General features: G+C 40.9%; 23 protein-coding genes. 18 read left to right on the forward strand and 5 right to left on the reverse strand.

Translation table 11 applies throughout. The features are described 5' to 3' along the window. Positions 1–31: 31 nt before the first annotated feature. The 4 genes from cydS to CWS20_RS07435 all read right to left on the reverse strand — a co-directional run bounded on the left by cydS (position 32) and on the right by CWS20_RS07435 (position 3569). Positions 32–157 carry a cytochrome bd oxidase small subunit CydS family protein gene (gene cydS, locus CWS20_RS28930; RefSeq protein ID WP_276328294.1) on the reverse strand — a complete coding sequence of 42 codons (126 nt, stop codon included), beginning with the start codon at positions 155–157 and terminating at the stop codon, positions 32–34. A 12-nt stretch (positions 158–169) separates the two neighbouring features. After that, entirely contained in the window at positions 170–1195 is a 1026-nt protein-coding gene (locus CWS20_RS07425; protein WP_066192806.1) for a cytochrome d ubiquinol oxidase subunit II, read from the reverse strand. Beyond that, positions 1185–2537, reverse strand: a complete 1353-nt coding sequence (locus CWS20_RS07430) for a cytochrome ubiquinol oxidase subunit I (protein WP_066192808.1) — start codon at positions 2535–2537, stop codon at positions 1185–1187. Before CWS20_RS07430 ends, CWS20_RS07425 begins: the two co-directional genes overlap by 11 nt. A gap of 252 nt (positions 2538–2789) precedes the next feature. After that, positions 2790–3569 (reverse strand): formate/nitrite transporter family protein, encoded by a 780-nt coding sequence (locus CWS20_RS07435; protein WP_066192810.1) that lies wholly within the window; start codon positions 3567–3569, stop codon positions 2790–2792. Positions 3570–3718: 149 nt separating this feature from the next. On the opposite strand from CWS20_RS07435, the gene fdhF reads away from it, so the two are divergent. Beyond that, a complete protein-coding gene (gene fdhF, locus CWS20_RS07440) occupies positions 3719–6676 on the forward strand; it encodes a formate dehydrogenase subunit alpha (RefSeq protein WP_066192812.1) in 2958 nt (985 codons plus the stop codon). Beyond that, on the forward strand, positions 6669–7277 hold the full coding sequence (locus tag CWS20_RS07445; RefSeq protein ID WP_066192814.1) for a helical membrane plugin domain-containing protein: 609 nt from the start codon (positions 6669–6671) through the stop codon (positions 7275–7277). The genes fdhF and CWS20_RS07445 overlap by 8 nt, the downstream gene beginning before the upstream one ends. 67 nt (positions 7278–7344) lie before the next feature. On the opposite strand, the gene CWS20_RS07450 is transcribed toward CWS20_RS07445, so the two are convergent. Then, complete coding sequence (locus CWS20_RS07450; RefSeq protein ID WP_066192816.1) at positions 7345–7665, reverse strand: winged helix-turn-helix transcriptional regulator; 321 nt, start codon at positions 7663–7665, stop codon at positions 7345–7347. 139 nt (positions 7666–7804) lie between these two features. Here CWS20_RS07450 and CWS20_RS07455 point away from each other — a divergent pair, with 139 nt between their 5' ends. The 16 genes from CWS20_RS07455 to CWS20_RS07530 all read left to right on the forward strand — a co-directional run bounded on the left by CWS20_RS07455 (position 7805) and on the right by CWS20_RS07530 (position 24356). Next, a complete protein-coding gene (locus tag CWS20_RS07455) occupies positions 7805–8659 on the forward strand; it encodes a VOC family protein (protein WP_066192818.1) in 855 nt (284 codons plus the stop codon). A 14-nt stretch (positions 8660–8673) separates the two neighbouring features. Further along, positions 8674–9762 (forward strand): FAD-dependent monooxygenase, encoded by a 1089-nt coding sequence (locus CWS20_RS07460; RefSeq protein ID WP_066192819.1) that lies wholly within the window; start codon positions 8674–8676, stop codon positions 9760–9762. A 23-nt stretch (positions 9763–9785) separates the two neighbouring features. Next, positions 9786–10544: a GTP cyclohydrolase II gene (locus CWS20_RS07465; protein WP_066192822.1), complete on the forward strand. Its 759-nt coding sequence runs from the start codon at positions 9786–9788 to the stop codon at positions 10542–10544. Beyond that, positions 10534–11661 (forward strand): bifunctional diaminohydroxyphosphoribosylaminopyrimidine deaminase/5-amino-6-(5-phosphoribosylamino)uracil reductase RibD, encoded by a 1128-nt coding sequence (gene ribD / locus CWS20_RS07470; protein ID WP_066192824.1) that lies wholly within the window; start codon positions 10534–10536, stop codon positions 11659–11661. The genes CWS20_RS07465 and ribD overlap by 11 nt, the downstream gene beginning before the upstream one ends. 109 nt (positions 11662–11770) lie before the next feature. Next, positions 11771–12346, forward strand: a complete 576-nt coding sequence (locus tag CWS20_RS07475) for a 5' nucleotidase, NT5C type (RefSeq protein WP_066192827.1) — start codon at positions 11771–11773, stop codon at positions 12344–12346. 214 nt (positions 12347–12560) lie between these two features. Continuing rightward, a complete protein-coding gene (gene dsdA / locus CWS20_RS07480) occupies positions 12561–13868 on the forward strand; it encodes a D-serine ammonia-lyase (protein WP_066192829.1) in 1308 nt (435 codons plus the stop codon). Positions 13869–13870: 2 nt separating this feature from the next. Next, the gene (locus CWS20_RS07485; protein WP_066192831.1) at positions 13871–15061 is read left to right on the forward strand and encodes an alanyl-tRNA editing protein; all 1191 of its coding nucleotides are present in this window, start codon (positions 13871–13873) and stop codon (positions 15059–15061) included. A gap of 175 nt (positions 15062–15236) precedes the next feature. Then, positions 15237–15554 (forward strand): DUF3870 domain-containing protein, encoded by a 318-nt coding sequence (locus CWS20_RS07490; protein WP_066192833.1) that lies wholly within the window; start codon positions 15237–15239, stop codon positions 15552–15554. Between the two features lie 175 nt (positions 15555–15729). Next, positions 15730–16554: a D-aminopeptidase DppA gene (gene dppA, locus CWS20_RS07495; protein ID WP_066192835.1), complete on the forward strand. Its 825-nt coding sequence runs from the start codon at positions 15730–15732 to the stop codon at positions 16552–16554. A gap of 15 nt (positions 16555–16569) precedes the next feature. Then, positions 16570–17502, forward strand: coding sequence for an ABC transporter permease (locus tag CWS20_RS07500; RefSeq protein ID WP_066192837.1), 933 nt, complete (start codon positions 16570–16572; stop codon positions 17500–17502). Next, positions 17503–18456 (forward strand): ABC transporter permease, encoded by a 954-nt coding sequence (locus CWS20_RS07505; protein ID WP_066192839.1) that lies wholly within the window; start codon positions 17503–17505, stop codon positions 18454–18456. A gap of 5 nt (positions 18457–18461) precedes the next feature. Next, positions 18462–19460, forward strand: a complete 999-nt coding sequence (locus CWS20_RS07510) for an ABC transporter ATP-binding protein (protein WP_066192841.1) — start codon at positions 18462–18464, stop codon at positions 19458–19460. A gap of 87 nt (positions 19461–19547) precedes the next feature. After that, positions 19548–21188, forward strand: coding sequence for a peptide ABC transporter substrate-binding protein (locus CWS20_RS07515; protein ID WP_066192843.1), 1641 nt, complete (start codon positions 19548–19550; stop codon positions 21186–21188). 203 nt (positions 21189–21391) lie between these two features. Beyond that, positions 21392–22312 (forward strand): S66 peptidase family protein, encoded by a 921-nt coding sequence (locus CWS20_RS07520; protein ID WP_066192845.1) that lies wholly within the window; start codon positions 21392–21394, stop codon positions 22310–22312. Between the two features lie 12 nt (positions 22313–22324). Then, positions 22325–23428 (forward strand): mandelate racemase/muconate lactonizing enzyme family protein, encoded by a 1104-nt coding sequence (locus CWS20_RS07525; RefSeq protein WP_066192847.1) that lies wholly within the window; start codon positions 22325–22327, stop codon positions 23426–23428. Further along, positions 23418–24356: a C40 family peptidase gene (locus CWS20_RS07530; RefSeq protein WP_066192849.1), complete on the forward strand. Its 939-nt coding sequence runs from the start codon at positions 23418–23420 to the stop codon at positions 24354–24356. The genes CWS20_RS07525 and CWS20_RS07530 overlap by 11 nt, the downstream gene beginning before the upstream one ends. Position 24357: the final 1 nt, after the last annotated feature.

Genomic DNA, 24357 nt, shown 5'->3' on the forward strand with positions numbered 1-24357 from the left:
CTCTGTCTGCACTGTTTTTGTTATTTTTTAGCTATTTTTTCTCCGTTTCACCATCATCACTTGCAACGAGCCCATCCTTTAAGGCTGCCCAAAAACTAAGGACAATCGAGATAAACACCATAATAAACGGTGCGTAAAAAATAATAAATTGCTCCATATACTTCACTCCTCACACATGATTATCCCGTTTTCCTTGTACATATTCTTTATTAAACAGAAAAAGCCGTAACAGCAGGTACAGAGAAGGAATCAATAATCCGAGACCGGCAACAAAAACGATAATTAGCGAGATCGCCATCGCTTCATTCGTAAAGCTGTCGTAAATCGTTAAATATGGGTAGAGCAAGTATGGATAATGGGAAATGCCATAGGCGAAAAAAGCGAGATAATATTGGCCGCATAGTAGTGTAAAGGCCAATCCATAAGCTCTTTTTTTCCATAAGAGAAATACGGTCCCTGCAAAGAACAGGACAGAGAGGGCAAACATCCACCATAAATCCATTAATCTTGTGAAATGTTCATAGTTGTGGAAACGCAATTCCACTATTATTCCTATCGCTGTTATTAGTGAAGGAATGGACCAGATTAGCGCATAGCTTCTCAGCAAGTTTGTTGCTGCTTCATCTTTCGCATAATGAGCATACCATGTGAGAAAGACAGCGGATATGAAAAGCACCGCTGTTAAGCTGAGTACGACAATGCTCCATGTAAGCGGGCTTGTGAATAATGTCCAATAGTCCAGAACTGGCCCCTTTTCGCCCATTGATATAAACCCGCCTTCTGAGATGGTGAAAACAATGGATAGGGAGGCGGGTATAAATAGCCCTGATAGCCCGTACAGGTAAGTATAACGTTTAGGCATCAAGCCTCCATAAGTTGTAAACGCATAATAAGAACCGCGTATAGCGAGCAATACAATTGCAATGCTGACAGGCACGAGCAATGTCGTTCCGTAGTAATAGGCAGATTTAGGGAAGAATCCGACAATACCGACAAAGAAAAATACTAGAAAAACATTGGTCACTTCCCAGACAGGTGATAAATAGCGCTGAATGACTTTATTTAAAATATGCTGCTTGTCACGGAATAAGCTGTAGGCATTGAAGAAGCCTGCGCCGAAGTCGATTGAAGCAACAATGACATAGCCATAAAGAAAAAGCCATAAAACAAATATCCCGATGACCTCAAGTGTCAAATGAATCACCTGCTTTCTCAAGCTTTCTATCTGCTAGCTCCTGCTCGACGGTATTTTTCTTGAACATTCTTGATAAGACATAAATACTGCCAGCGCCTAATAATAAATATAATGAGGCAAAGAGGATGAGCATCTTGTCCACCTGTCCGCTCGTTGTTGCAGCCTCATGTGTACGCATAATTCCCCGCAAAATCCAAGGCTGTCTGCCGACTTCAGTGAACCACCAGCCAACTTCAATTCCAATCATAGATAATGGTCCTCCAATGACAATGAGCCAGCGATACCACTTCGAATGAATAAATGGCCACTTTCTCCACATTCCTATTAAGTAAATGAAAGACAGTGCAATCATTGCTACGCCAATTGTGACCATCGTATCGAATAAATAATGAATAGAGAGAGGAGGAATATCCTCTTCAGCAAATTGATCCAAGCCGGTCACTTCCGCAAACGGATTGCTGTATGCCAGTATGCTCAAAGCATAAGGAATGCGAATGGCATATTTCACTTCTTGTCCATCTAAGACTCCATACAGAATTAGGGGAGCGCCTTCTTCTGTTTCAAAATGCCATTCTGCTGCTGCGAGTTTTTCAGGCTGGTATTCAGCAAGGAATTTTCCGGCAAAATCGCCAATTAGCGCAGTGGAGATGGAAAAAATAAGCCCCAGTTTTATCGTTAAAAAAACTGCTTTTTTATGGTAAATATGATTCGATCCCTTTAATAGACGATATGCGCCAATGGCAGCAAGGATAAATGCTGCGGTCATATAAGCCGTTACGAGCACATGTGCCACTTTGGTCGGCATGGCAGGATTAACCATCGCAAGCAATGGCGAAATATTTACGATCTGTCCGTCCACAATTTCAAAGCCTTGCGGAGTATTCATAAATGAATTGACAATCGTAATAAACACTGCGGAGAAGGAAGCGCCGAGCGCAACAGGTATTAATAGCAGCAAATGCTTTCTCTGGTCTTCAAACCTGTCCCATGTGTATAAATAAATGCCTAAAAATATCGCCTCGAAGAAAAATGCGAATACTTCCAGAAATAATGGCAAGGCAATGATGTGCCCGACTAATTCCATGAAATTTGGCCATAGCAGGGAAAGCTGAAGGCCGATAGCAGTCCCTGTCACGACACCGACAGCAACAGTAATAACAAATCCGCGTGACCAGCGCCTGGCAAGCAATATGTAATGTTCATCATTCTTCTTAATCCCTACCCATTGAGCAATCATAATCATAAGCGGGATTCCTACACCAATCGTTGCATAAATAATATGGAAGGACAGTGTAAGTTCTGTTAAAACACGACTAAAGAATACAGCTTCTTCATTCCCCATTCTAAAACCCTCTTTTCTGTGTGGGTAAAGTTTAACTAAACATTCTTCCAAGCAGTGATAAACCGAGAATAAAGGCCACTGCAAATGCGAGAAGCATTAATTTCTTCTCTTGTTTTTTGTACATGCTGCCAGCTCCTTTGATCTGTCTCTGTTATAACTTTTACCAATTTAGGAATTTTATTTAAAAAATATTAATTAGGAAGAGAAATATTGCGAAGATAAAAAATCCTTGCAGCTTGGCTACAAGGAAAATTACTCAGGGTTGTTAGTCCGGCTGATTAAGAAATATACACCTGCAACAAATAATGCGCCACCGATAATATTTCCTAGTGTGACTGGAATAAGATTATAGAAGAAGCCACTTATTGTCACTGTTTCTGAACCGCCATGCATGAGTGCCATACCTAATATGGACATATTAGCCACGCTATGTTCAAAGCTCGCCGTAATAAAAGCAAGGATTAATGAGAAAACGAGCGCAAGCTTAGCAATATCTCCTTCTGCACGCAAAGAGGTCCATATCGCAAGACAAACAATCCAGTTACAGAGGATTCCTCTAAAAAACAGCTCTGATAAGCTTGCATTCATTTTGCCGTCCGCTAGTTCCATCATATAGTGATCAATGCCGGCCTCGCCAAAAATCCCGGAAAGTAGAACGAGAAGTGAAAGTAAGAGAGCACCAACAAGATTACCAAGATAACTCCATCCCCAAACATAAAAAGTCTGCTTCCATGAGGTGACTTTTGAAAGAGCACTGACAGTAAAAATTAGATTATTGCCAGTAAACAGCTCTGATCCAGCCCAAAGAACAATGGCAAGGGCGATGCCGAAGGTGGCTCCTGTAACGATGGAAAGGAAAGGTGAATTCGCACGATATAAAGGGTCTCCAACAGAAAATAATACAATTGATCCAATGCCGACGTATGCGCCAGCTAATATGGCGCCGAGAAAATAGCGAAGCATAGAGGATTGTAACAATCCAAACTTGCTTTTTGCCTGATTGTTCAAAGTTTGTAAGGTTTCCTTATACATGTAAAGCATATCCCTCCTGTCTTGTTTCCATGTGTACCCATTCAGCCTCTTTATAAACGAATAGTTTTAGAAAATATAACGTTTATAAGGGGAAAATGACGGGAAGTGGGTAAAAATATATATAACTGTAATATGGGGGGTGCGTATCATTGGTAAATCAATTTGAAGTAACTTTGAACGGAAATAAAGAAAACGCAGAGGGTAGTGAAACGCTATTAACCTTTTTAAACAAAATGGAAGTTGAGGTGCCGAGCCTCTGTTATCATCCAAGTCTTGGGCCGATAGAAACTTGTGATACATGCATTGTAAAAGTAAATGGAGAATATGTAAGGTCCTGCTCAACTGAAATTAAGCCTGGAGATATCGTTGAAACGAAAAGTGATGATGTCCACGAAGCACAAATCATCGCGATGGATCGTGTGCTTGGGAATCATGAACTTTATTGCACAGTTTGCGATTACAACAATGGCAATTGCGAGATACATAACGCAGTCAAAGAGATGAAAATCTCTCATCAGGAAACTCCGCATACATCGAAAGAATCGCCTGTACAAAGAAATGACTTTTACAGATATGATCCTGATCAATGCATCCTATGCGGCCGCTGTGTTGAAGCTTGTCAGGATGTACAGGTCACTGAGACATTATCTATTGATTGGGATTTGAAAAGACCGCGTGTGATTTGGGATAAAAACTCGCCGATTGATGAATCTTCCTGTGTGAACTGCGGACATTGCTCGACCGTTTGTCCATGCAATGCAATGATGGAGGTTGGTATGGAAGGCGAAGCTGGCTTTTTAACTGGATTTCGAGAAGAAGCGATGAGACCGATGATTAATATTACAAAAAGTGTTGAGACTGGCTACGAGTCATTAATGACCATTTCTGACGTAGAAGCGACGATGCGAGAAGAAAGGATAAAGAAAACGAAAACCGTCTGCACGTATTGCGGTGTTGGCTGTGCGTTTGATGTATGGACGAAGGGCAGACAGGTTTTAAAGGTGGAACCTCAGGCAGAAGCGCCTGCAAACGGTATTTCAACTTGTGTTAAAGGAAAATTCGGCTGGGATTTTGTCAATAGTGAAGAGCGAATTACAAGACCGCTAATTAGAGAAGGGAATGAATTTCGCGAAGCCGAATGGGAGGAAGCTTTAGATTTAATAGAAAATAAATTTAATAAAATTAAGAAAGAGAAAGGTTCGGATTCTCTTGCTTTTATTTCATCCTCTAAATGTACGAATGAAGAGTCTTACTTAATGCAAAAGCTGGCAAGAGCTGTCATCGGAACAAACAATGTAGATAACTGCTCAAGATACTGTCAATCGCCGGCTACAATGGGGCTGTGGCGTACAGTTGGATATGGCGGAGATTCCGGCGGCATTGGCGATATTGCTAAATCTGAATTGGTCATTTCTATTGGGTCTAATACGGTTGAATCGCATCCAGTATTAGCAACGAGAGTAAAAAGAGCGCAAAAGCTGAATGGGCAGAAGGTGATTGTGGCAGATATTCGCAAGCATGAACTGGCTGACCGCGCAGATCTTTTTGTGAAGCCTGCCCCGGGAAGCGATCTTGTCTGGCTATCTGCAGTAACGAAACATATCCTTGATAAAGGCTGGCATGATGATGAATTTTTACAAAAGCATGTGAACAATGTTGATGAATTTATCGAAAGTCTAGAACCGTACACACTTGAGTATGCAGAAGAGGTTACACATCTCTCTAAAGAGGAACTTAAATGGATCGCTGAAAGCATTCATGAGGCTCAGACAACCTGCATCCTGTGGGCAATGGGAGTTACACAGCATGGTGGAGGCAGTGATACAAGCACAGCCATTTCAAATCTTTTGCTTGTTACCGGTAATTATATGAAGCCTGCAGCTGGCGCTTATCCGCTCCGCGGCCATAATAATGTGCAAGGGGCAAGTGATTTTGGCAGCATGCCGGACCGCTTTCCGGGCTATCAATTTGTTACAGATGATGATGTGCGCAAACGCTTTGAAGCCAGCTGGGGTACAAGCTTGCCGGCTAAGCCTGGATTAAATAATCACGAGATGGTAGAAGCGATTCATGACGGTTATCTTAATGCGCTTTACTTAAAAGGCGAGGATATGGGAATTGTTGATGCGAATATTAATTATGTGCAATCCGCATTCGAAAAATTAGACTTCTTTGTCGTGCAGGATGTCTTCTTTTCAAAAACTTGCCAATACGCAGATGTAGTTTTACCTGCGAGTCCAAGCTTTGAAAAAGAAGGGACATTTACAAACACAGAGCGTCGATTCCAAAGGCTATATCAAGTGTTTGAACCGATGGGCGAGTCCCTTCCAGATTGGAAAATTATTATGGAAATCGCCAACACACTTGGAGCAGACTGGTCATACACACACCCAAGTGAAATCATGGATGAAGCTGCTTCGCTCACACCGATATTTGCCGGTGTAAACTACGAGCGCCTTGAAGGCTATAACAGCCTGCAATGGCCGGTAGCTGAAGATGGTACAGATTCGCCACTGCTATTCACTGAAGAATTTCCGTTGCCTGATGGTAAGGCTAAGCTGCATCCGGTCGAATGGACAAAGCCGCTCGAGTTTGAAGAGGAATATGATATCCATGTGAATAATGGCCGTTTACTTGAGCATTTCCATGAAGGGAATTTAACCTATAAGTCGAAAGCCATTTCAGGGAAAACGCCAAGTGTCTTTTTAGAAGTCTCACAAGAGCTTGCTGATGACCGCGGAATAGAAGATGGAACGAAAGTAAAGCTAACTTCCCCATATGGAAGTGTAAAAGTAAGCTGTGTTGTAACTGATCGAGTATTCGGAAAGCAAGTGTACTTGCCGATGAATACGAGCGGAGAGGGAGCAATAAACTATTTAACTAGCTCTCATTCTGATAAAGATACGGACACGCCGGCATATAAAGAAATTTCAGCAAAAATGGAAGTGCTTGAATCTAAAGGGGAAAGTCCATTGCCGCGAAATAATCATCGCTATGGGAGCCCGCAGCCGCAAATAGGTGTAAAAGTAGAAGAAAAATGGGCAAGAAAGGATTATGTCTTCCCTGGTGATCTTGTAAAAGAAAGGAGAGCGAAGAAGCATGGCTAAAGCAACAACGGTCATTCGTAAAATGGAAATTGATCCGGAAAAGCAGAGGAAGGAAGATTTACGCGCTATTGAAGATGTTTTATTGGATAATAGAGAAGGTATTACTGATTTACTGAAGCTGCTTCAGCGTTTTCAGCACAAGGAAGTTTTCCATATGGCTGAAAGCATGATAGGCCAAAGTGATAAAATCTTAGAGCGTGTTGTACTCTCCATGGACCATCCTGAAATTACAAGGTCATTGAAAAATATGCTGCTTTTATTTGAAGCACTTGGCAAAGTAAATGTGGATGAACTTGAGCCGATGATTCAAAAGCTAAACAATGCGGTTTCAAACATAGCAGAATACGATAAAAGAAATGAAAGAGCATCCTATTTAAATCTCATTTCTGCCATGAAGGACAAGGAAGTTGTCGACGGACTAAATGTGATGGTTGCGCTAGTGAAAGGTTTTGGTTCCAGTACAAACAATGCCGCTGATAAATATGGTATCCGGCATCCTACTATAGGCATTGCACCTCAAAAAGCGAATAAATGGCTTTATTTCTTAGGTGGGGCAATGGCCGTGGCTGTTCCGTTATTATTAAGAAAAAATAAAGAATAAATAAAAGAAGCATGTTCAAAATAAACTTGAACATGCTTCCTTGCTATTAGAACTATATAGCTTAAGATTACTTCATCTCATTCGGCAGCCATGTTTGCGACCACTTTTCAATTTCCCTCATGACAGGCTCTAAAGCTTCCCCTTTTTCCGTTAATGAATATTCAATTCTAACAGGTGTTTCAGGGTAAACCGCTCGTTTAACTATTCCCTGGTGTTCGAGGTCTTTAAGGCGTTCAGATAGGACACGACCGCTTATGCCGATAGAAGATTCTAAAGTGCAGAAACGTTTTGGGCCGGTTAGCAGTTGATAAATGACAAGACCAGTCCAGCGCTGGCTCATTAAACTCATGGCTTTTTCGAATCGAGGACAAATGAGAGCTTGATTCAAATCAGTCACCTCTATTATTAGAATTCCATTGTACTTTTACAATACATCATAATTGTACTTGACACAAGTAGTTAACGAAAATATAATTACTTACATAAAGTAACTAAGTGATAAATTATGAAATCAAGGGGGCAATACAATGAAGTATCATCAAAAACCTAATATTTACGCTAATCAAATTGAGTTAAAGGTAGAGGATTTACAGCGCTCCCTTGACTTTTATCAACGGATAATTGGGTTAAAAGTAATAGACAAAACAGACCAAAGGGCCGTTCTTTCCGCTGATGGCATTCAGCCGTTAGTTACGATTGAACAGCCTCAAGATATACAAAGGAAGGAACCGCGCCGAACTGGTTTGTATCATTATGCAATTCTCCTTCCATCAAGGGCAGACTTAGCAAGTATGATTCGTCATTTTATTAAAACAGGCTATCCTCTGCAGGGAGCTTCAGATCATGATGTGAGTGAAGCTTTATATCTTTCTGATCCAGATGGCAATGGTATTGAGATTTATAGTGACCGACCATCATCTGCATGGGAATGGCGAGGAAATGAAATTGTAATGGGAACAAATGCCTTGGATGTTCAAAGCATTATGGAAGAATGGGATGGAAAGCCATGGGCAGGTTTACCACAAGGGACGATAATGGGGCATATTCATTTGCATGTAAATAGTATAGAAAAAGCGAAGAAATTCTACTGTGAAGGCCTTGGGTTTGAGGTGGTCACAAGTTACGGTAAACAAGCGCTTTTTATATCCACTGGTAAATATCATCATCATATCGGCCTAAATATTTGGAATGGCACGAATGCATCTCCGCCATCAGATAATAGCGTTGGCATGAGTTCGTTTACTTTGGTTCTTCCTAGCGAGGAATTTTTACAGCGTACAATAAATCAATTAGAGCGTATTGGCAGTTCTATTATTTCTGAGGATGGAGCGCTCGCAGTGCTGGATCCATCCGGAAGTAAAATCAAGTTAATTGTTGAATAGAGAAGGTGGTCATCATGGATTTGAAATGCGATGTATGCATCGTTGGAGCGGGTCCGGGAGGCGCTCTTTTAGGCTATTTGCTGGCAAAAAGCAATCTATCGGTTATTGTTATTGAACGGCATGAGAAAATGGATAAGGAGTTCCGCGGAGAGCATTTAAATGTTGCAGGTGAAGAAGTATTAAAAAGCTATTCTTTATATGATATGGTTGAAAAGACAGGCCTTCTCCCGATGGAACGAATAGAATATTGGAAGAATGGGGAAGTAATTAAATCGATTATGCCATCAGAGAATGAAAGGCATGTAGGTATACATGTCCCACAGAAAAACCTCTTGACGGCAATTTTGACAGAATCTACTTCATTCCAAAACTATCGCTTATTAACAGGGACTAAGGCAGTCTCATTAATAAAAGAGAATGGAATGGTAAAAGGCATCGTTGCGGAAAATGGAAAAGAGAAAATACAAATTTTAAGCTCGATTGTCGTTGGCTCGGATGGGCGCTTTTCAACCATCCGGAAACTGGCAGGCATTCCATTTCAGCAAATAGCTCATGGCTATGATTTATTATGGGCGAAAATCCCTGCGCCTAGCCTGTGGACACCAGTTATTAGGCAGGCATTAATCGATGGAAAACAGTTGGCACTCTTTTCGCAGGCAGGCGGAAACATACAAATAGGCTGGAATATTGAAAAAGGTATTTTTCCACAGCTTAAAAAGCAATCATTCTATCCGTTTATCCAAAAAGTGATAGAAGCATTCCCAGATTTAAAAGAATTAGTGCAAAATCATATCCAATCATGGCAAGATTTTATATTATTAAATGTACACAGCTGTAAATGCCAATCATGGGTTCAAGATGGACTCGTAATGATGGGTGATGCGGCGCATACGATGAGTCCGACCGGTGCATATGGCCTTAACAGTGCACTGTTGGATGCAAGTATTCTATATGAGGTTATTATAGAAGCAATGAGCTTAAATGATTTTAGCGAAAGAAGCTTAAAGGCATTTGAGCAATTGAGGAGAACAGAGGTAGAAAGACTACAAGCGCAGCAGATTATGCAAGAGGCATCTTTTCATCAGCATTTTGCATCTGCGTAATTGTATTAGGAGGAACATAACTTATGAATCAAATACAGATAGAATCAAAAGCGCTGTCTTTATTGGAAAATAAAATTAAGAGAATAGATAAGGAAGAAGGAGCCATCTACTTAGTTGGCCCGATTCAGCTTCCAGTTAACTTAGAGGGAAGGACTGTTAATTTTAAATGGTACTGCTGGCTGAACAGCGAAGAGGTAATGAATGATACGAAGCAAATCATCGATCATTTATCTTCGGCTAACCTAGCAGATGCACAGCAATCGAGCGTGCTTGTATATGGTGATTTTGAACAAGGTGAAGAGGCATTAATTCGCTTCCATTCCATTTGTCATACCGGCGATATTTTTGGCAGCAAAAGATGTGACTGCGGTTATCAACTGAGACAGTCGATGAAAATGATTGAAGCCAACGGTTCAGGTGCGATTTTTTATTTAGCGAATCATGAAGGGCGCGGAATCGGTTTATTTAGTAAAGCGATGGCTTATGTCCTGCAGGAAAATGGCTATGATACGGTAGAAGCAAATGAAGAATTAGGATTTGCGGATGATATGAGAAACTACGATGACGCCATTCTTGTCCTAAAAGAATTAAGAAACAAGCCGGTCACACTTATTACCAATAATCCGAAGAAATTAGATGCATTAACAAAAGAAGGCGCTAATTTAATCGGTAGAACACCGTTATGGGGAGATATTTCGTCTTATAATGAGCGCTATTTGCAAACAAAAGTGTTGAAATCAGGTCATTTGCAGGCGGAAGGATTGAATTCAAATGACAAATGATCAATTTTATATGAACTTAGCCATTCAAAATGCAAAGGCAATGAAGGGGCAAACCGACCCGAATCCATTAGTAGGTGCGGTGATTGTGAACCATAATCGCATTGTAGGGGTAGGAGCACACTTAAAAGCAGGTGAGCCTCATGCGGAAATCCATGCATTAAGAATGGCAGGGCAACAAGCAGCAGAAGGAACCATTTATGTCACGCTTGAACCATGCTCCCATCATGGCCGAACTGGCCCTTGCGCGGAAGCTATCGTGAAAGCGGGACTAAAGAAAGTGGTTATTGCGGCTTTAGACCCGAATCCCATTGTTAGCGGAAACGGCGTGAAAATTTTACAAGAAGCTGGAATCGAAGTGGTGACAGGCGTTTGTGAGGAAGAGTCCCGCAAAATGAACGAAGTGTTTAATAAATATATTGTGGAGGAAAAGCCATTTATTACTTTGAAATCGGGTATTACACTAGACGGCAAGATTGCTACGCATACTTCCAGCAGCAAATGGATCACATCTTCCGAAGCAAGGGAAGATGTACATAAGCTGCGCAGTGAGAACAAGGCTATATTAGTAGGCGTCAATACCGTCATTCATGATGATCCTGAATTAACAGCAAGGATACCAAATGGGCGAAATCCGCTTCGCGTCATTTTAGACTCTTCATTAAGAATTCCTTTAGATGTCAAAGTGGTGAAGGATGAAAAGGCAGATACATGGATTTTTACGGGAAATGCATATGATCAAAAGAAAAAAGCCATTTTAGAATCAAAAGGAATCAAGGTTTTTCACACCGATAGCAAGCAGGCAAATGTGAGTGAAGTAGTGAAAATATTAGGCGAACACCAAATATCATCCATGCTAATAGAGGGAGGAGGAAATGTTAATGCTGCCTTTTTAGAGCATGGACTGATTGATAAAGTCGAGATTTATATGGCGCCCAAGCTAGTAGGCGGAAGGGAAGCGCCTACCTTCATGGAGGGAAATGGCATCGCGGAAATGAGTGATGCTGTTGAATTAACCGATGTATCTGTCACCTCTATCGGCAAAGACTTTAAATTCACTGGTTATCCGATTTATCGCAGATTAACGGGCAGTAAGATCCCCCCACTTCAAGGCTTGTGATAGAAGCATTAAAGATAAGTGGCGGATTAACTGCCCGTAAAAGCCCGATTGGTTCAACTAACCATCATTGGGGGATGAAGGTTAAAAAAGTAAGTAAAGGGATGTAATAATGAGATTTGGATTCGATATAGATGATACATTAATTAATTTGCGCGAACATGCCTTTCATATTTATAACAGAAAATTAAATCAAACGATTGATTTAAATGAATTTCATAAATTAAATACATTAGAAATTCATACATTATACGGACTGTCGGATATAGAGGGCAAGGAAATGTGGAACGATTCTCTTGAAGAAATCTATTTCACGGATTGTGCAATATTTTCTGGTGCACTGGATTTTTTAAAAGAATTAGAACAGCAAGGACATGAAATTTTCTATATTACTGCAAGAAACAAAGCGTATTGTCGGAAAACGAAGGAATGGATGATAAAGCAAGGCTTCCCAGTCAAGGACGGCAACTTCTACTGCGGCATGAAAGATCATGAAAAAATAAACATTATTCAGAAGCTATCTTTAGATTACTATTTTGATGATAAGCCGGAAGTGCTCAATACATTAACGGATGAATCAGTTTCATGCTTTGTTAAAGATCAATCCTATAATCGTGCAATGAACCTGCCACGATTAGTAGACTGGTCAGAATACCATGAAAAATTAAAGGCCAAAGGCTTGAAATGAATGGACCCTTACTTTGAGGGTCTTTTTTTGTTTGAACAGTGGAATGCAAACAATGGTACTAGTTTTAAGAGAGTTTGCAGAAAAAGTGGTATCAAACAGCAAAAGAAACTAACCGTTAGAATCAAATCCAAAAGCTTACCCGTCCTTTCAGCGAATAAAAACTTGTGAAAATTCTTCATTTCATGCATTGTAAAAGTAAAGGAGTGGTTATTTTATGAATAAAGAGTTAATTGATCAATTAATACGGAATCATCCATTATTAACTGAAATCACCCAACTTAAGGAAGTGATGTGGATAAATGAGCAATACAGCTCTGCCATGAATACAAGTCTTTCCATAGAAGACATTGAGGATGCTGCCCTTCGTCTGCAGCGATTTGCACCATACATAGAAAAGGTTTTTCCGGAAACAAAAGAAGCAAAGGGCATCATTGAATCTAAATTAATTGAATTGCCGAAGATGAAAGAGAGCATAAATCATCTTCCAGGAAGACTGCTGCTTAAATGTGATAGTCACTTGCCAATCTCAGGATCGATTAAGGCGCGTGGAGGAATCTATGAGGTTTTGAAACATGCAGAGGATTTAGCATTGCAGTATAATAAATTATCAATTGATGATGACTACAGTAAACTGACACAGCTACAATCATTCTTTTCCCAGTTTTCCATAGCTGTCGGATCTACAGGAAACCTTGGCTTAAGCATAGGGATTATGAGTGCGCAATTAGGGTTTAAAGTGTATGTCCATATGTCAGCAGATGCTAAACAATGGAAGAAAGATCTTTTACGCGAAAAGGGCGTCCATGTTGTTGAACATACCTCTGATTTTAGTGAAGCGGTGGCAAAAGGCAGAGAGCAGGCAAGTAAGGACGAAAATATGTATTTTGTTGATGATGAAAGCTCTGAAAACTTATTCCTCGGCTATGCAGTTGCTGCGTTAAGACTGCAAGAGCAGCTGAAAAAACTCGATGTGACTGTTGACGAAAAACACCCGTTATTTGTGTATTTGCCTTGTGGTGTAGGCGGTGGTCCTGGCGGCGTCACCTTTGGATTAAAGCAGCTCTTTGGTGAAAATGTGCATTGTTTCTTTGCCGAACCGACACATGCTCCATCAATGCTTATTGGCTTAATGACCGGTTTGCATGAGGGAGTGTCTGTGCAGGATTTTGGGATTGAACTTCGTACTGAAGCGGACGGGCTAGCTGTTGGACGTCCTTCTGGCTTCGTGGGAAAAGCGCTTGAACATGCGATTAGCGGAGTTTATACGATTCAAGATAACCATTTATTTGCATTACTAAAATTGCTTGCTGATGAAGAAGGGATTTTCTTAGAGCCTTCAGCGTTAGCGGGATTTGCTGGTCCCGGTAAATTATTTTCTTCAGACTACCTTGTTCACCACAACCTGCGATTAAATATGAATCAATCAACACATATCGTGTGGGCAACCGGCGGAAATATGGTCCCAGAGCAAGAGAGGAAACGCTATTATGATAAAGCAGTGAGTGTCACATCGGAGGGATAGCAGTGAAAAAATTATACTATGAAAACCCTTATATAAAAAGCTTCCATGCAGTAATAGAGAAACAGGCAGAAGACGAACAGGGCAGATTATATGCAGTGCTGAATCAGACAGCTTTTTATCCGACTGGAGGAGGTCAGCCGCATGATATCGGCACGATAAATGACATCAAAGTAATAGATGTAGAAGAAATGGATGGAGAGATACGCCATTATATTGAACATCCTATTTCACAAGCTGAAGCAGTTTGCAGCATTGATTGGGAAAGAAGGCTTGATCATATGCAGCAGCATACGGGTCAGCATATCTTATCAGCTGCATTTGCTGAAAACTTTGGCTACATGACAGTTGGCTTTCACCTTGGAAAGGATATTGTCACAATAGACTTAGACACGAAAGAGCTAACTGAAGAGCAAGTTCATTCTGCAGAAGCGCTCAGCAATAGCATCATTTTCGAAAATCGTCCAGTCGAGACCAAGTGGGTCGATGCTGCAGAATTAGTTCAATATCCTTTGCGGAAGCAGCCGGCGGTTCAAGAAAATATTCGTCTTGTTATTATTCCAGACTTTGATTATAACGGCTGCGGTGGAACGCATCCTGTCTCTACAGGACAAGTGAGCGCAGTGAAAATTTTGGATTGGGAGCGTCAAAAGAAGAAAACACGGGTTTCCTTTGTTTGCGGGAACAGAGTGCTGCAAAACCTTCATCAGAAAAATAAGACAGTTAAGGCACTAAGCCAATTGTTAAGTGCGCCCGAAAACGAGCTTGCAATGGTAGCAAATCGGGTTTTGGAGCATGGAAAAGCAGTTGAAAAAGAGCTGGAAGAAGCGAAATTAACATTAATTAAATACGAAGGAATAGAGCTTTTAAAAGAGGCAAAAATGGCAGGCAATCAAAAGGTTGTTGGCAAAGTTTTTCACGGAAGACCAATCCAGGATTTGCAGAACCTTGCTCGGCAAATAGCGGCCCATTCTCCGGAATCTATTATTTTCCTTATAAATGATGGAGGAGAAAAGTTGCAATTCGTATGTGCCAAAGGTTCCGAGCCAGACTTTAGTATGAAAGAAATTTCTGCAAAGCTTTTGCCAATGATAGATGGTAAAGGCGGAGGAAATGAAAGCTTTGCCCAAGGCGGAGGCGAACCGATTCTGACCGCGGAATCTCTTCTGGACAAGGCAATAGGATATGTTATATAATCTAACATAAAGCTATTTAAATTTAAAAAATATTTAGAAATAAAGCGAAAATTAATTGTCAACGATGGTACAAATGTATTACAATCTTATGTAAGGGTTTATGCATTGCATTGAATGTTTATGTTTTTCACATAAGCACCTCATGTAATATCCATACTGGCTAGGAGGAAGTAGAATGTTTCCGCCAAATACCCTCTATATTATCGGAGAGAGTAAAACCTCTTCTAATAATGCAATCATGCAGCAGTACAATGGCTTTTTTATTGCATTTGTCGTAGAAAGAGAAACTGGAAAAATCCTAGAAGCAGAATGTTCTTCGACGATTAATTTAACATCAGCGTTTATCCAATCTATCTTTGCGGGGAAAAGTATGCTTGATGTAGAAGGACTGCTTAAGGAAATAGAAACCCGGTATTACGGCTCTTCACAAAAAGCCATCATGGTGGCTTATAAGAATGCTTATATTAAATATACTCAAATAATGAATAAATAAGCTGCTTTTTCTGTTCATCGCAGAGAAAATCCAGCTGCTAGAGGTACGTTTCTTTAACTCTGGCAGCTGGATTTTTTATTTTGAGATTAATAATATTTCAAAATACCTTTTGCTTTTAATAGATTGATAATTTATAATAATAAAAATTATTATAAAATAATTTGGAGGGCTGAAAATGAAGCTATATGTATCTGTAGATATGGAAGGAATCACTGGATTGGCAGATTATACACAGGTCGATTCTTCCAAAAACAACTATGAACGCGGTCGGCGGATTATGACGGATGAAGCGAATTATGTCATCACTGAAGCTTTCAATCAAGGCTGTCAGGAGGTACTTGTAAATGACAGTCATTCTAAGATGAACAATTTAATGATTGAATACCTTCACCCGGATACATCCCTAATTACCGGCGATGTTAAACCGTTCTCCATGGTGCAAGGACTTGATTCCACCTATGCAGGTGCGATGTTTATCGGCTATCATGCGCGAGCATCCATGAAGGGTGTGATGTCTCATTCAATGTTCTTTTCTGTTCGTCACATGTACATAAATGATGTCGCGATTGGAGAGCTTGGTTTTAATGCTTATGTTGCAGGTTATCACGATGTGCCCATTCTGATGGTTGCCGGAGATGATCAAGCAGCAAAAGAAGCAGAAGAGCTAATTCCTAACGTGACAACTGCCATTGTAAAGGAGACGATTACGCGTTCTGCAGTTAAATCATTAACACCTTCCAAAGCTGGACAGCTATTAAAAGAAAAAACCGCATTAGCTTTAGAAAATAAAGAGAAAGTAAAGCCGCTTGTTCCTCCTGATCATCCGGTATTAAGAATTGAATTTGCCAATTACGGCCAGGCCGAATGGGCCGCTTTAATGCCTGGAGTGGAAATTGAGAAAGATTCTACAATTGTCCGTTATCAAGCAAAGGACATTCTTGAAGCTTATCGAGCGATGCTTGTGATGACAGAATTAGCTTCTAGAACGGCATATTGTTAAGGAGTGCTGATATAAATGCTTCGATATATTATGAAACGCCTTATAGCGATGGTCATCACCTTATGGTTCATTGTTACATTAACGTTTTTTCTCATGCACTCCATTCCGGGGTCGCCTTTTAATGAAGAACGTGCAACTAGCGAGGCTGTCCAAAGAAATCTTGAATCATTTTACAATTTAGATAAACCGCTCTATGTTCAATATTTTTCTTATATGAAATCGGTTGTTACATTAGATTTCGGTCCATCGATTAAGAAGCCTTCACAATCTGTCAATGACATGCTGAGCCGCGGCTTTCCCGTTTCGTTTGAGCTGGGTATTGTGACGCTAGTGGTGGCGATAATATCCGGCATTACATTAGGTGTGATTGCAGCCCTGCGGCATAACGGTTTTATTGATTACCTCGCCATGACCATTGCTGTCCTTGGCATATCGATACCTAACTTTGTTCTGGCAACGATGCTTATTCAGCAACTAGCAGTTAATGTGCCGATTTTTCCGGTTGCCACATGGTCAAGTCCGATGCATATGGTCTTGCCGACATTAGCCCTTGCAACAGGCCCAATGGCAATTATTGCCCGCTTAACTCGTTCCAGCATGATGGAGGTTCTTACTCAGGATTATATTAGAACAGCGAGAGCGAAGGGCTTATCACCAGTGAAAATTGTGTTCCGCCATGCGTTAAGGAATGCGTTATTGCCGGTAGTGACGGTGCTGGGTACGCTTGCAGCGAGCATTTTAACAGGCACATTTGTTATCGAAAAAATCTTTGCTATTCCTGGTATGGGAAAATACTTTGTTGAAAGTATCAATACACGAGATTATCCAGTCATTATGGGTACAACGGTCTTTTACAGTGCAATATTGATCATTATGCTTTTCTTAGTTGATATTGCCTATGGGATACTTGATCCGCGTATTAAGCTTCATAAAAAGGAGGGGAGCTAATTGGAACTGCATAAACGAGATAACCGTAATATTTCACCTGAAATTCCAGATGATTGGTTTGCCCCTAAAAATAAAAACCAAGAGCAAGCTGAGGCAGTTGTTCGACCGAGCCTCTCCTATTGGCAGGACGCTTGGAACAGATTGGTTAAAAACAAACTAGCAATGACGGGTTTGATATTCCTTATTCTTTTAACGATTATGGCCTTTTTAGGTCCGGCGATTTCTCCGCATAGCGGCTCACAGCAGCAATTAGCAAATCAAAATTTAGCTCCATCATCCGACTATTGGTTCGGAACGGACGAACTCGGTAGAGACGTCTTTACGAGAGTATGGCAAGGAGCTCAAGTATCACTGTTCGTCGGCCTAGCAGCAGCATTAATTGATTTTGCCATTGGTGTAGCATACGGCGGGATTGCAGGATATAAAGGCGGCAAAACTGATAATTTCATGATGAGGATTGTTGAGATACTTTATGGGCTGCCATACTTATTGGTCGTCATATTAATAAGCGTTGTGATGGGGCCGGGACTATTCACCATCATCTTTGCGCTCACTATTACCGGCTGGGTCGGCATGGCCAGAATTGTTCGGGGGCAGGTCTTGCAGGTTAAAAACTACGAATTTGTGATGGCATCAAAAACCTTTGGGACAAAAACAGGGCGGATTATTAGAAAAAATTTACTGCCGAATACGATGGGACCAATTATTGTCCAGATGACGCTAACTGTTCCATCCGCCATCTTTGCCGAGGCATTTTTAAGCTTTTTGGGCTTAGGCATTCAACCACCTTTGGCAAGCTGGGGATCGATGGCTAATGATGCGTTATCTGCCATTTTGACTGGCCATTGGTGGCGGCTGTTCTTCCCAGCCTTATTAATCAGTTTAACAATGTTTTCATTTAACGTTTTAGGTGATGGTCTGCAGGATGCGCTTGATCCGAAGTTAAGGAGGTAACGAAGATGGAAAAGGTACTTGAAGTAAAAGATCTTCATGTGACATTTTCAACCTATGGTGGGGAAGTAAAGGCTGTCAGAGGCGTTTCCTTCGATTTACATAAAGGCGAGACTTTAGCGATTGTCGGAGAATCCGGATGTGGAAAAAGCGTTACCTCACAAAGTATTATGAGGCTGATTCCATCTCCGCCAGGCAGGATTGCTTCAGGTTCTGTTCTATATAAAGGAAAAGATTTGGCGAAGATCAGCGAGAAAGAAATGAGGAAGATTCGCGGAGCTGATATTTCCATGATTTTTCAAGACCCGATGACAGCTCTAAATCCCACATTAACAATTGGTAAGCAGCTTGTTGAAGGAATCATCCAGCATGATGGCTCTCCAAAAGAGAAGGCGAAAAAAAGAGCGCTAGAAATGCTCAATCTAGTAGGCATACCCGATCCGGAAATGCGCTTTAAAAATTATCCCCATGAATTTAGCGGTGGGATGAGGCAGCGGATCGTGATTGCAATGGCGCTTGTTTGTGAGCCAGAAATACTAATTGCCGATGAGCCGACAACAGCTTTAGATGTAACCATTCAAGCGCAAATTCTAGATTTATTTAAAGAAATACAGAGGAAAACAAATGTATCAATTATATTAATTACGCATGATTTAGGCGTGGTTGCCCAAGTAGCTGATCGCATTGCAGTCATGTACGCAGGAAAAATAGTAGAAGCTGGAAATAGGAGAGAAATTTTCTATAAGCCGCAACATCCTTACACCAAAGGACTTTTGCAATCCGTACCAAGACTAGATTTAGAAGGTGAAGACCTCGTGCCAATTATGGGTTCACCTCCGGATTTATTTTCACCACCAGTTGGCTGTCCTTTTACAGCTAGATGTGATTTTGCCATGGAAGTTTGTGATAAGGCCTATCCATTTAAAACCCATTTGACAAAGGAACATCATGTCGACTGCTGGCTGCAGGATAAGCGCGCACAAAAAATGCTTTCGGCAGCAAAATAACTTTGGATTCTATTAAATAATATTTCTCAGCTCTCCCATGAAAGCTGAAAAATATAAAAAATTCTAAAAATAAGAGGGGGAAGTTAAATGAAAAAGCTTTTATCTGTGCTTATGATGGGATTATTTGTACTTATCCTAGCTGCATGTACGGCAAACGAAGATGCCGGTAAAGAGCCAGAAGGTAGCGGCGGGGATGATGGAGAGAAAACTGAAGAAGCAGCTGAAAAGGTTCTTTATATGAACAATGGCCAGGAACCGACATCTTTTGATCCTCCAATTGGATTTAATGCAGTATCATGGCAAAGTCTAAATAATTTAATGGAAGGGTTAACACGACTTGGCCAAAGTCATGAACCGGAAGCGGCAACTGCAGAAGATTGGGATGTATCTGAAGATGGGAAAGTATACACATTCCATATTCGAGAGGATGCAAAATGGTCAAATGGCGATGATGTTACAGCTGGTGATTTTGTATATGCATGGAAAAGGTTATTAGATCCTAATACTGGTTCACCTGCAGCGTTCCTTGCCTACTTTATTGAAGGCGGAGAAGCATTTAATAATGGGGAAGGGTCAGCTGATGATGTACAAGTGAAGGCAGTAGATGACAAGACATTTGAAGTAACTTTAATTAGTCCGCAAGCTTATTTCTTAAGCGTTATTACAAACCCTGCATTTTTCCCAATCAATGAAAAGGTTGCAGAGGAAAACTCGGAATGGTTTGCTGAAGCAGAATCGTTTGTAGGAAATGGTCCCTTCAACCTAACAGAATGGGTGCATGACAGCCATTTTGTCATGGAGAAGAATGAGCAATATTGGGATGCGGAAAATGTAAAACTTGATAAAGTCCATTGGGCAATGGTTGACGATACAAACACAGAATATCAGATGTTTCAAACTGGAGACCTTGATACTTCTGATGTCCCGCCTGAATTAAGTGAACAGCTATTTGCAGATGAAAGTGCGGAAATGGTTGATCAAGCAGGCGATTATTTCTACCGATTTAATGTTGAGATGGAGCCATTTCAAAATGAGAACATCCGTAAAGCATTTGCTATGGCTGTCAATCAGCAGGAGATTGTAGACTATGTTACAAAAAATGGTGAGGAACCGGCTTACGGATTTGTATCACCAGGATTTAAAGACCCTTCCGGAAATGATTTCCGCGAGACTAGTGGAGACTTACTAAAAACAAATGTAGAACAAGCGAAAGAATTATTGGCAAAAGGGATGGAAGAAGAAGGCTATGATACTTTGCCAGAAGTAACATTAACATACAGTACATTAGATACACATAAAAAGATTGCAGAAGCCCTGCAGCAAATGTTTAAAGAGAATTTAGAAGTTGATGTGAAGCTGGCAAATATGGAGGCAAATGTATTTGCAGAAGAACAAAAGGCTTTGAAATTCCAGCTATCGAGAAGTTCATTCCTTGCGGATTATGCTGATCCAATTAACTTCCTGGAAAACTTCCAAACAGGCCATTCAATGAACCGTACAGGCTGGTCTAACGAAGAGTATGACAAGTTAATTCAAAGTGCACTGAAAGAAGCAGACGAGAAAAAACGTTTTGAAATGATGTATGATGCAGAAAAAATTCTTTTTGATGAAATGCCAATCATTCCAATTCACTTCTATAATCAAGTTTATTTGCAAAATGAAGATGTGACAGGTATCGTTCGTCACCCTGTAGGCTACATCGAATTGAAGTGGGCTGAGAAAAAATAATCTTAAAGCTATATAGACGAGTTCAAAAGCTACAAGGAAGAGGGGGTGTTCGCTTTGAACACCCCTTTTTCGACAATTATTTCCTGAGAAATATGTGAAATAACGTCACAGACTGTCTGTATTTCTGTGAGCATAGATAAGAAATAACTCAATTAAAACAGGCATATAATGAAGAACAATCTTTAAGTAAAGGATGTGGGGAAATGACAGTGAAGCCAGAGCGTTTGCGAAGAGGAGATACAATCGGTATTATTGCTCCTGCAAGTCCTCCTAATCAAGATAATTTAAACCGATCATTTGCATTTTTAGAAGAGCTTGGGCTGAAGATCAAGCTTGGTGAGCATGTATATGACCAATATGGTTATTTAGCAGGTTCTAATGAAAATAGGTTAAGAGATTTACATAATATGTTTCAGGATAAGGAAGTAAAGGCAATCATTTGTGCTGGCGGCGGTTATGGCACTGCAAGAATTGCAGCACATATTAATTATGAAATCATTGCTGCTAACCATAAAATTTTTTGGGGATACAGTGATATTACTTTCCTTCATTCAGCCATACATCAGAAAACAGGACTTGTCACTTTTCATGGCCCAATGCTTGCTTCCGATTTAGGGAAAGCAGATGCTGATTTACAGTCAAAGCAATTCATGAATCAGCTGTTTGAGCCAGGACCGCTTGTTTATCCGCAAAATTTGAGTGAACTTGAAACGATGGTCCATGGGCATGCAACCGGGGAATTAATTGGAGGGAATTTGTGCCTGTTAGTGAGCACATTAGGAACAGCATTTGAAGTGGATACAAAGGATAAACTGGTTTTAATTGAAGACATAAATGAAGAGCCTCGCGCAATTGACCGCATGCTTAATCAGCTTTATATGGCTGGAAAGCTGGACGCGGCAGCGGGATTTGTCATCGGAGACTTCAATAATTGTGTACCTGAAAGAGAACAGTCACTGACTCTTGACGAGGTGCTAGCGCACTATATCTCTTTAGCAAATAAGCCGGCAGTTAAAGGTTTTAACATTGGACATTGCTCTCCGCATTTCTCCTTACCTCTAGGGGTTGAAGCGAGTCTGGATGCAACGAATAAGCAACTGACAATAGACAGTGGCATTAAGTAAAGGTGGTCACATATGAAAATTGCTAAAATTGAAACACATCGCATGGCAGTTCCGTTGATCAAGCCCTTTAAAACGGCATTGCGCACAGTTAAGACAGCTGAAACCTTAGTGGTGAAAATTACCTGTGACAATGGCATTGTCGGATGGGGAGAGGCGCCGCCGACTGTTGTGATTACTGGTGACAGCATGTCTAGTATTGAGTCAGCTGTGAAAGAAGTTCTAGCTCCATTTTTATTTAAACAGGATTTTTCTAACTATGAGGAAATGTTTCAAGGAATAAGCGCAAGCTGCATTGGGAATTCCAGTGCCAAGGCTGCAGTGGACATGGCGCTGTATGATTGCTTATCACAATCGTGCCAGCTGCCGCTCTATCAGTTTTTAGGAGGCCATAAGAAAGAGCTTGAAACTGATTTTACTGTAAGTGTGAACGGACCGGAGGAGATGGGCGAAGATGCTGTTTCTTATGTGCAGCAAGGATTTGATGTTTTAAAGGTAAAGGTCGGAAAAGATCATGTTCAAACAGATATAGACAGAGTGAGGGAAATACGGGCAAGAGTCGGCGATGACATTAAAATACGTCTTGATGCAAACCAAGGGTGGACGGCTAAAGAGGCCGTTGCAATCATTAGAAAGATGGAAGATCTAGATTTGCAGATTGAGCTGGTTGAACAACCTGTTAAAGCATGGGATATTGTGGGGCTTAAACAAGTAACAGATCAAGTGGATACGCTCATCATGGCAGATGAGAGTGTATTTAGCCCAAAACAAGCGCTTGAGGTCGTAAAAAACCGCAGCGCAGACTTAATTAATATAAAGCTAATGAAAGCGGGAGGAATCTATCAGGCGCAAATGATTAATCAGCTAGCAGAAATAAGCGGCATGGAATGCATGGTCGGCAGCATGATAGAAACGAAGATTGGCATCACAGCGGCAGCCCATTTTGCTGCCAGTAAAAAGAATATTACAAGATTTGATTTTGATGCACCGTTAATGATGGCTAAAGAAGTAGTAGAAGGCGGTATTATGTACGCTGGGCGGAAAATTTTCTTGCCTCAAGGACCGGGGCTTGGCATAACGAATGTTGATATAAAAGGAGGCGTCTCACTTGGAAGCTAATAATAAATGGTTAGTGAATGTGCCAGTTGCAACATTATGGACTTCATATGATTCCCCTAGAGGCATTGATCAACAGGCGATTAATAAACCAGCCGATATAGAGGGCTGGCTAAGCACCCTCACCTACGAAACGAGCTTGGATTTATGCAATTCCAACTTAGTCCAGTCTCAGCTCTTATATGGTGAGGAAGTCATTGTCATAGAAGAAAAGGAAGATTGGGTTCATGTGCTTGTTCAGAGTCAAGCATCCTCTAAAAATAAGCAAGGATATCCTGGATGGATACCAAGCAGGCAATTGCGTCAAAGAGAGGGCTGGAGTATAAATAAAAGCCGGGTTGCTGTCATTAGAGCAAAGAAAGCTAAAATACTTTTAGATAACAAGCAAGAATTACTATTAAGCTATTTAACGATTTTACCAGTTATTGCTGAAGAACAAGCAAGCGTAATTGTCCAAACACCAGAAGGGACGGGAATATTAAATAGTGGTGATGTTTCAATCTGCGAATCTATAAGTGAACAGCCTAAAGGCAATGGTGCTGATATTGTTCAAGCAGCGGAGCAGTTTCTAGGCTTGCCGTATTTATGGGGAGGAATGAGCAGCTACGGCTATGATTGTTCAGGCCTTAGCTATGCTGCATGCAAAGCAAACGGCTATATTATCCCGCGCGATGCACATGATCAGGCGGCTGCAGGAGAGAAAGTAGACATTACACAATTACTTCCGGGAGATTTGCTGTTCTTCGCCTATGAGGAAGGGAAAGGAAGCCTGCATCATGTTGGCATTTATTATGGAGAAGGGAAGCTGCTTCATTCTCCTAATACAGGGAAAATGATAGAAATTATAGATTTAAAGGGAACCGTATATGAAAAAGAGCTATGTGCAGCTAGACGTTACTGGAATGAGTGGGGGAATAACGATGTCAAATGAT

The organism is Cytobacillus horneckiae (genome assembly GCF_002835735.1).
In the GTDB taxonomy this organism is placed as follows: Bacteria; Bacillota; Bacilli; order Bacillales; family Cytobacillaceae; genus Cytobacillus; species Cytobacillus horneckiae.